This window comes from Frankia sp. CoWAU3, from assembly GCF_977971855.1.
The window spans coordinates 1-8,642 of the sequence record NZ_CDWWXB010000146.1 but is presented as its reverse complement, the minus strand read 5'-3'; the positions used below and the strand labels follow the sequence as shown (position 1 = coordinate 8,642).

Below are 8,642 nucleotides of genomic sequence, written 5' to 3'. Positions count from 1 at the left end.
CCGCAACCTTGCCCTGAACCTCCTCCGCCTCCGCGGAGTCCGAAAAGTCAAGGAAACCCTCGAACACATCGCCGGAGACCGCCGCCGGGCACTCCAATTCATAGCCACTTAACGCAACAGGCCGTCACACCACGCGACCTTCGCGCAGCCCTGCCTCCACCCCAAGCACGAACGCGCCGGCAGGAAAGACGTCCTCGAAACGCACCGGAATACGCGTGGGAACCGCCATCGACGATCAGCCTCCGTTAGAGTCGCCCCCGTGGCCGGTAGTCCGGCCGCTGTCGGGCAGCACCCACAATGCGCCGCTCGCCGAGCGCTCGCCAAGCGCATATACGGCTCGATATAACGTGCCGACATAGAAATGCGCTCAGCGTTGCGGGAGCCTTCCGGACCGCACTCGCCAGCCACTATTGTTTGACGGGCGACAAACAACGGGGAAGGGGTCGGCCACGATGCTGCGCGACACTGCGACAGGCGAGGACTGGCCCGCGGTCGGCCAGGCGATCAACGCTCGCATGCGGGAACAGCGGATCACTCAGCAGGCGCTCGCCACCACGTCCGGGGTGTCGGTGGCTACCCTGCGCGAGCTACAGCGCGGGACGAGCCGCCGCCGAGCCCAGGACAGCACCCTCGTTGCCATCTCCCGCGCGCTCGGGTGGGCAGATGACCATCTGCTTGTGGTGCTACTTGGAGCCCCGCCCACCGTGGTCACGTCCCCGGCACCGCCGATAGACCGGCAGATCCTCGATGTCCTGCTGCGGATCGAGCGCCGCATGGCCGACATCGGCGCCCACCTGCGGGTCCCCACCGCGGTCCGTGACGCCCTGGACCAGGACCGGCCGGCCGAAAACAGCGATGGGCCGGATCCGACAACGGCGTAGCTCCGCTATCGAGTCCGGCCCATCGGCCGAGACACAGGTCATTCGTCAACCGGACGGTGTTCCTCCCGGGGGAAGGTCCTGGTCAGTGGCGCCCGCGAGCCGGCTGACGAACAGGCGCACGGTGGTGAGGGCTTCGTCGTAGCCCGCGCGGAACGCCTGCCGTTCGCCGGAGGTCATCCACCGCGACCGGTCCGGCGCGGCGTCCGGGATGTCGAGCACCGAGCCGTGCAGGGTCAGCAGGTGGCGGCGGGTCGGCAGGTCCCCCGGCAGCCGGTAGACGAGAACCACGTCAACATCCCCGAAAGCGGCAGCGAACTCCACTTCCCCAGGCAGCTCCCCGAGCGCGCGGAGGAGGTCCGCGACGCCCGATCCGGGTTGTACCGCGAGCGCCCATTCCCCGGGCCCCCATGGCACCTTCACCACTGCCGGCCTCGCGATGCCACCGCGGCCCTTCTCCGTCTCGGTCACCGAGGGGTTCACCGCAGTTCCCGCGGTCGCGCAGGCAAGCGCTCCAACGTTCCACCAGGCACCATCCACCCAGTGCCAGACGGCAAACCGTCGACCAGGAACCGAAGCGGACACACCTGATGCTCCGCCCACCCGTGCTCGGTCGCATATCGGTCGGCATCGGCCGCCGACCGGAAGGCAACCACAGTCTCACGGATCAGACCACTTCCACCGGACTCGAAGCGCACCGCCCCGAACAGCAGAGCGCTCTCACCGTCCCCCCGCTCCCTCACGATCTCGCCCGTTGACGTCATGGTGTCCTTCCCGTCGAGTCGTTACCAGGACGGCCCTCCCCACCCACCACGTCGGCTGTGATCGGAGCAGGGTCCGGGACGCCCCGACGTACGCTGACGCCGATCTACAGTTCGGAATAGATACGAGGCTGAATACCGTGAGTGGATACACTGGCTGACGGTGCGCACATCGCCACGGATCAGACTCGTCCGACGGAGGCCACTGCCATGCCGGGACACCGCCCCCGCCCTCTCCCCGTCGCCCCGCCCGGCCTCTGGGACCGGCGCGACATGGCCGCCGCTCTCGCCGAACGCGACATGAAGACCGTCCTGACGATCTACCGGCGGTGGACCGGCGCATCCCAGTCACAAATCTCGATCATGACCGGTGTGCAGCAGCCGACGATCAGCCTCATCCTCAACGGGAAGCGCCACGTCACCAGCATCGAGACGTACGAGAAGTTCGCCGAGGGACTCGACATCCCCCGCGAACGCCTCGGCCTGGCCCCCGCAGAGCCCGCAACGACGATCGAGGCGACCCCGGCCGGACCGGACCGCCGGACGATCCTTGCCGTCGGAGCAGCGTGGGCGATCGACGAGGAACTCGAAGAAGTCACCCAGCGCATGCAGCAGTTCGCGGCCTCCAACGTCAACGATGCCTCCCTGGAACAGGCGGAGACGAGCATCGAGGTTGTCGGCCGCCGGTACGAGACCAGCAACGCCGCCACCGTCTACCCGGTCGCGCTTAAGCAGCGCCGATGGGTTGCCGAGCTCATGGCCGGGCATCAGCACCCCTCGCAGCGCCGGCACCTGTATCTGATCGGCGGGAAGCTCTCCGGGCTTCTCGGCTATCTGGCGTTCGACCTCGGCAACGAGCTGGTGGCCCGCGCCTACTGCAACGAGGCGATGAGCCTCGCCAAGGCCGCCGGACACAACGACCTTGCGGCCTGGGTTCGCGGGACGCAGAGCTTCATCGCCTACTACGGCGGCCGGTACCGCGAAGCCCTCGACCTTGCCCGCGACGGGCAGCGATACGCCCGCGGCGGCCCCGCCTCCATCCGGTTGGCAATCAGCGGCGAGGCCCGGACCCTGGGCAAGCTCGGTGACACCGCCGGGGTCGATGAAGCCGTGAGCCGGGCGCTCACCGCCCACGCGAAGATCGAGGACGCCGACCCGGTCGGCTACTTCCTGTCCTTCGACCCGTTCACCGAGTCCCGCATAGCCGGCAACGCCGCCTCCGCCTACCTGGCCGCCGGAGCCCACGAACGCGCCCGCGAGTTCACCGACCAGGCCATCCCCATCTTCGCCGCCGCCGGCTCCACCGCCAGCCACGCACTGACCCTCGTTGACGCGAGCATGACCTACCTCGCCGGACCGTCCCCCGAGCCCGACCGAGCCGGGGCACTCGTCAGCGAGGCGCTGACCGTCGGGGCGGATCTACGGTCCGAGGTGGTCGCCCGCCGGGCGAAGGACTTCCTGACCAGCGCCGCCCAGTGGCGGACGCTCCCGGAGATCGCGAAGGTCGCGGACTCGGTGAAAGTGTGGCGGACACTCACCGCATAACCTCTGTGCCCGTGCCCCTCACCCCTGAGCAGCAGGCCGACGCCGACGACTGGGAATCGTTCCGCCACGCCGAACGGATGGCCGACCACTGGTGGTGGCGTCCAGGATGGCGCCCCGACCGGCACTACCTGACCTGGTACCTCGTCTTCCACGACCAGGCCCTCACCGACTACGTCGCCGGCTTTCAGCGCGAGCTCGCCGACCTGGACTACCTCGACCCGGTGCCCGTCGACGGCCTGCACCTCACCGTGCAGGGAGTCGCGTTCGCCGACGAGATGCCTGCCGACGAGGTCGACGCTCTCGGGAAGGCCGCGGACGAACTGTGCGTGGACATCGACCCGTTCACCCTGACGGTCGGACCGATCGCCGCATACACTGGGGGCACCTTCCTGCGCACCGCGCCATGGCAGCCAGTCGCCGACCTACGGGAGCGCCTACGCGCTGCCGTCGGCCAGATCCTCGGCCCGGACGCAGTTCCGGACGAACCCGCCATGTTCAAGCCGCATATCAGCGTCACCTACTGCAACGCGGACCCGCCCGCGGACGAGGTCATCCGCTGCCTGACCGAGCTACGCCAGCAACCCCCGATCAGCCTGCCGGTCACCAGCGTCGATCTCCTCGAACTCCGCCGGGACGGACACGCCTACCGCTGGGACATCCGCCACCACGTCGACTTCACCGGCTGAGCGTCGTCCAGGGGACACCGTGAGCAAGCCGAGGCGTACCGCGTGCGTACCGTGCCGTTGCCGAATCCGTCGTTTTAGGATCAAGAGTCGCGGTGCGGACCGCCGCCGCACGACGGCTGCGCGCGGCCGTGGGCGGCCGTGCTCGCCGGTGCGTCGGCAGCCCGCACCGCGAAGGCGATCCCCGAACACCTGGAGATGAACACTGCGGTTCCAGCCCGAGTAATCCAGCCATGGAGCGATGATCTGGCCGATATCCCGCCATCGCGCACGCCAGGGGGCAGAAAAGCAAGCAGGGGGCACGCCAGCGAACGGCCGGGAGACAGAGCCAGTTGCAGCGGACAGCCCGACCCGTCCGCCCTGCGAGCGGCGAGACCTTCTGTGGCCACCCTGCGAAACGATCTTTACCCGAGAGGCTCCCGCAAGCCGGCGGATGAGGGCGGGACATGATCGCGTGGATCGCTGCTGCGAGAGCAAGCGATCGGCTCGGCCCGGCTGCCCGTTTACCTGCCCCTTTGGCGTCCGAACAGCCGAACGCAGGGCAGTGAAGGGGAAAGCGGTGATAACTAAGCGCAACAAGCCATTCGGGTGGATAAATTCTTAGATCAGACAGCAATGATCCTGCTACTGTCCGACTCATGCGCCTATTGTCTCGTTACTGGGGGTACCTGGTCTTGCTTGCCGTAGTGGCCTTTTGGGTGACAGGTGTAGGCGGAGCCATAGTCGTGATCATGTTCTCCGTCGCGGCTGCGGTCTACTTCCTGTTCCAAGTGCCGGTCTGGTGTGGGGCAGTGACCCGTGACCAGAGGTTGTGCCGCAACAACTCATCGGGGCTGCTGATGGGCTGTAGCCTCCGACAGCACAAGTGGCAGAGAGTACGGATGACCGTCGTGCCACACGCGTGGCGTGAGCTCAACCGTGGCCTCTGGATATCACCGTCCGTCAGCGTCGCGACCCTTGCCGCCCTGTCGAGCGTGGTCTCTGCTCTCGCCGCCGTTGTGGCCCTCCTGGTGAGTGGTTGAGCTCAGATCGGGGCGACGAGGAGCCGGTTTGGATCCCCACCGTCGCGCACGCCAGGCGGCGGGAGAACGAGCAGAGGGCACGCCAGTGAGCGGCCTGAAGCTGCCCCGGTTTCGTTCACAAGTAGGGCTTTGAACGGTTATGCGACCTTATCGTACTCCTGGAATCGGGTTTCGTGCTCGTGGGGGCTGAGGTATCCGTTGGTGGAGTGGCGGCGTCGCCGGTTGTAGAAGCCTTCGATGAAGTCGAAGATGGCGGCGCGGGCCTGGTCGTGGGTGGTGAAGGTGGTGCGGTCGAGGAGTTCGCATTCGAGGGTGGCGAAGAACGATTCGGCGACCGCATTATCGTAGCAATCGCCGGAGGATCCGACGGAGCGTCGGACCTGGTGCTTCTTGCAGATCTTCGCAAATTCCCGAGACGTGTATTGGCTTCCCTGGTCGGAGTGGTGGATGACGCCGGACGCGGGCCGGCGGTGGCGTAGCGCCATGGTGAGGGCGTCGGCGACGAGGGGTGTTTTCCGCTCGGCGGACATGGACCAGCCCACGATCCGTCGGGCGTACAGGTCGAGGACGACCGCCAGGTAGAGCCAGCCCTGGTCGGTCGGGATGTAGGTGACGTCGGCGGTCCAGACCTTGTTCGGGGCTGGGGCGGTGAAGTCGCGGTTGACCAGGTCGGGTGGGAGGTGCGCGGCCCGGTCCCGGCGGGTCAGGCTGACCCTGCGACGGCGGTGGACCCCTTGTAGGCCAGCCTGTTTCATGAGTCGCGCGACCAGCTTGCGGCTGGTCCGCACGCCGGCGGCGGCCAGGTCGGCGTGCACGCGAGGGGAGCCGTAGGTCTGTCGCGACGCGGCATGCACCGCGGTGATCTTCGTGGTCAGGGTCTGGTCGGCCGCGGTGCGGGCGGACTGTCCACCGCGGCGACGCCAGGCGTAGTAGCCCTCGCGTGACACACCGAGCACGCGGGCCAGAACGGAGACAGCATGGTGTGTTTTCTCCGCATCGATCAGAGCGAACTTCATTTCTGACCGGTCTCCGTCGCGAAGAAAATCGTGGCCTTGCGGAGGATGTCGCGTTCCTCGCGGAGCTGCCGGTTCTCCTTCCGGAGACGGTTCAGCTCTTCGCGTTCGGCGGTGGTGATCTCGTCCGCTCGGGCGTCGTCCTCGCGGGAGGCTTCCCGTACCCAGTTACGGATCGACTGCCCCGACGGGCCGTATTCCTTCGCGAGTTCCTCGGGCAGCCGTCCAGCTCGAACAAGATCCACCATCTGCTGGCGGAACTCCTCCGTGTACAGCGGTTTTGATCTCGGCACCTGCACTCCTCCCTGGGGTCATTATCCCAAAGAGCCCAGGTGTGAACAGGATCGGGCCAACTTCAGCCGATAGACAGCGCCAGTCGCCGTGACAGCCCGTCCCGTCCGACTTGCCAGCAGCGAGACTGTCTGTGGTCACCCGTCGTGCAGTGAGCTTCCAGTGCCGAGCGGCCCCGCACTCGGATGGAGACACGGAGCCGCTCGGAACCGATAGGACGGTCAGGTCACCGGCTCGGCCGACGCCTGGACGCCGTGGAAGACCGCGACAAGATCTACGTCGCCGAAATGCTCGACGAGGGTGGCGTCTGCCGGAACCGCCCTCAGGGTCCGGACGATCTCGGCGACGGTGGTGCCCAGCGGCACCTCGACTTCGTACTCCCCGTGCGCTGCTGCAACGATGGTCATGGGTCAGGCCCCTTCTACCGGATGGGTCTGGTCAAGGGACCGGGTGCGGAGCTTCCCTCTTCCCCCGGTCCCGCACTGCACCGACGCACCACCGGCATCCCGGCGGACCACGCGCCCGACCAGGACCAGGCCGACCCCGTGCACCAACGATGGTCACGAGTCTGGTCACGGACGCACCCGGACGAGCCGGCACCACCCGACCCGCACCGACACCGCCGCCACCGTCCCGCCGCAGGTCACGGCACCCGACGGACGTCAGCGGACGACCACGGACGCCACCGGGGCGGAGTTCAAGTCCCCCCTCCCGCACCAGAACCCCGTTACTTGAACACCCGCCCGAAAGAGCGGTGATCAAGAGGGCACGGTCAGAAAGATCATCGAGAGCGGCGTCATCCCCCTGGGGAGCGCCGCTTTGTCGTGCCGGGGCAACCTGGCGCTCCCGATCGGCCAGCACGCCGTCCACGGCTTCGGTGAGACTCCAGGCGCGGTGCGCCGAGACCGTGGCCGCAAACGGCTCCTTGAGGTCATCCGAGGTCACCACCGGCTCGCCCACCACATCGACGTGCAGCTTGGTGAAGATCGCCATGTTGAGGACCTTGCGGGTACGGACACCCGCGCGCCGGTACAGCGTCTGCGGATCTTCGAGCAGCCGGAGCACGGTGACCAGCACTTCATGTCCGGCGTCCAGCGGTCGGTCACTCTCGGCCAGCCGATCTTCCAGCCGGGTGCGCTCCTCACGTACGGCGCGGATCTTGGCTGTCAGCTTCTCTTTGGGCCAGTCGGGATCGCCCACGAGGTCCAGGAGACCGTCCTCCCGGACGTCCAGCTCCTTGAGCTGCCGTTCGTACCGGACCCGCAGGCGGCGGCTGGCGTCCGAGGTGCTCGCCATCGTCTCGTCGAGGTGGGCCTGGACCGTCGCCCGGAAGTCGGCGGACAGCTGAACGTTGACGTAGTAGTCCTCGATGGCCTGTTCGACCTTGCTGACGGCCATGTACGGCAAGTCGCACTGGTGATCGAGCCGGCCCTGGCAGATGTAGTAGAAGTACCGGACGCCGCTCTTGCTCTTGCCAGGCATGATGATCAGCCGCCGCCGGCAGCGGTCGCACCAGACCAGACCCTTCAGATAATGATCATGAGTCCGGTGCCGCGTGCCGGCCCGCCGCTCGGCGTACAGCACCCGCTGTACCCGGTCGAAGAGCTCCTGGGAGATCAGCGGCTCGTGCCGCCCCTCGTACTCCTCGCCGTCGTACCGGACGTAGCCGAGGTAGTAGCGGTCACGCAGCATCTCGCCAATCTTGTTGATCGAGATCGGGCGACTCGCCCACTGCTTCGTGGGTCGAGTCCTGAAGCCGGCCTCCGTCAGGGCGTCCCGGAGGGTGTGGAAGTTGAACTTGCCCGTGGCGTACAGCTCGAAGGCCATGACCACGAACGGCGCGCGCTCCTGATAAAGCATCACCGTGCGTACCTCGCGGCCCTCGAACTGCTCGCGGACGTTGAGGTAGCCCAAGGGTGCCACGCCCAGCGTGCCGCCCTTCTTGGCCTTCTGGCCCATCTTGTACTTGATGTCTTCGCCGCTAACCCGCACCTGGTACTCGTTGAAGACGGCGATCATGCCGTGCATCGCCTGGCCGGCTGGCGTGGTGTCGAGGTTCTTCTCGGTGGCCGAGTGGAGCTGCACGCCAAGCCGTTCGAGCGTCATCATCATGATCGCATCGTCGTAGCGGTTCCGCGCGAACCGCGACAGGGCGTAGACGAAGACGTGCTTGATGTGCCGGTCGGCCTTGATGCGGGCGATCATCTCCTGGAAGGCCGGCCGCTGGTCGATCGTCTTGCCGCTCTTCCCCGGGTCGATGTACTCGTCCACCAGGACGACACCCAGCTCTCGGGCGCGCTGCTTACAGGCCACCCGCTGAGCCGGCAGCGAGATGCCTTCCGGGTCGTAGTCGGTATTGACCTTCCCGGAAGATGAGACGCGGTAGTAGGCGATGGGTGCAGTTCTCCCCAGGTGAGATCAAGCGGCGAGTGTGTAGCTGGGTGAGTAC

General features: G+C 67.0%; 7 protein-coding genes and 1 pseudogene. 3 read left to right on the top strand and 5 right to left on the bottom strand.

Translation table 11 applies throughout. The annotated features are described in order from the left end of the window. Positions 1-154: 154 nt before the first annotated feature. Positions 155-229, bottom strand: a pseudogene (locus AC08ON_RS13015) (plasmid replication, integration and excision activator); the annotation flags it as partial. A 223-nt stretch (positions 230-452) separates the two neighbouring features. Between AC08ON_RS13015 and AC08ON_RS13010 the strand changes: the two are divergent. Next, positions 453-881 (top strand): helix-turn-helix domain-containing protein, encoded by a 429-nt coding sequence (locus AC08ON_RS13010; RefSeq protein ID WP_476607810.1) that lies wholly within the window; start codon positions 453-455, stop codon positions 879-881. A gap of 45 nt (positions 882-926) precedes the next feature. On the opposite strand, the gene AC08ON_RS13005 is transcribed toward AC08ON_RS13010, so the two are convergent. Next, positions 927-1,349, bottom strand: a complete 423-nt coding sequence (locus tag AC08ON_RS13005; RefSeq protein ID WP_476607809.1) for a hypothetical protein — start codon at positions 1,347-1,349, stop codon at positions 927-929. Between the two features lie 563 nt (positions 1,350-1,912). On the opposite strand from AC08ON_RS13005, the gene AC08ON_RS13000 reads away from it, so the two are divergent. Beyond that, the gene (locus tag AC08ON_RS13000) at positions 1,913-3,184 is read left to right on the top strand and encodes a helix-turn-helix domain-containing protein (protein WP_476607808.1); all 1,272 of its coding nucleotides are present in this window, start codon (positions 1,913-1,915) and stop codon (positions 3,182-3,184) included. Positions 3,185-3,195: 11 nt separating this feature from the next. Then, entirely contained in the window at positions 3,196-3,870 is a 675-nt protein-coding gene (locus AC08ON_RS12995) for a 2'-5' RNA ligase family protein (RefSeq protein ID WP_476607807.1), read from the top strand. Positions 3,871-5,026: 1,156 nt separating this feature from the next. Here AC08ON_RS12995 and AC08ON_RS12990 read toward each other — a convergent pair. The 3 genes from AC08ON_RS12990 to AC08ON_RS12980 all read right to left on the bottom strand — a co-directional run bounded on the left by AC08ON_RS12990 (position 5,027) and on the right by AC08ON_RS12980 (position 8,587). Continuing rightward, positions 5,027-6,195, bottom strand: a protein-coding gene (locus AC08ON_RS12990) for an IS3 family transposase (RefSeq protein WP_476617059.1) whose coding sequence is annotated in 2 segments (ribosomal slippage) — positions 5,027-5,937 and positions 5,937-6,195 — 1,170 coding nt in all. Because the reading frame shifts where the segments join, the coding sequence is not laid out codon by codon here. A 219-nt stretch (positions 6,196-6,414) separates the two neighbouring features. Beyond that, a complete protein-coding gene (locus tag AC08ON_RS12985) occupies positions 6,415-6,600 on the bottom strand; it encodes a hypothetical protein (protein WP_476607804.1) in 186 nt (61 codons plus the stop codon). 31 nt (positions 6,601-6,631) lie between these two features. Beyond that, complete coding sequence (locus tag AC08ON_RS12980) at positions 6,632-8,587, bottom strand: recombinase family protein (RefSeq protein ID WP_476607811.1); 1,956 nt, start codon at positions 8,585-8,587, stop codon at positions 6,632-6,634. Positions 8,588-8,642 lie beyond the last annotated feature (55 nt).

Coding starts and splice junctions, on each gene's coding strand:
- AC08ON_RS13000 (WP_476607808.1), top strand. CDS start 1,913: ATGGCCGCCGCTCTCGCCGAACGCGACATGAAGACCGTCCTGACGATC.
- AC08ON_RS12985 (WP_476607804.1), bottom strand. CDS start 6,600: ATGACCATCGTTGCAGCAGCGCACGGGGAGTACGAAGTCGAGGTGCCG.
- AC08ON_RS13010 (WP_476607810.1), top strand. CDS start 453: ATGCTGCGCGACACTGCGACAGGCGAGGACTGGCCCGCGGTCGGCCAG.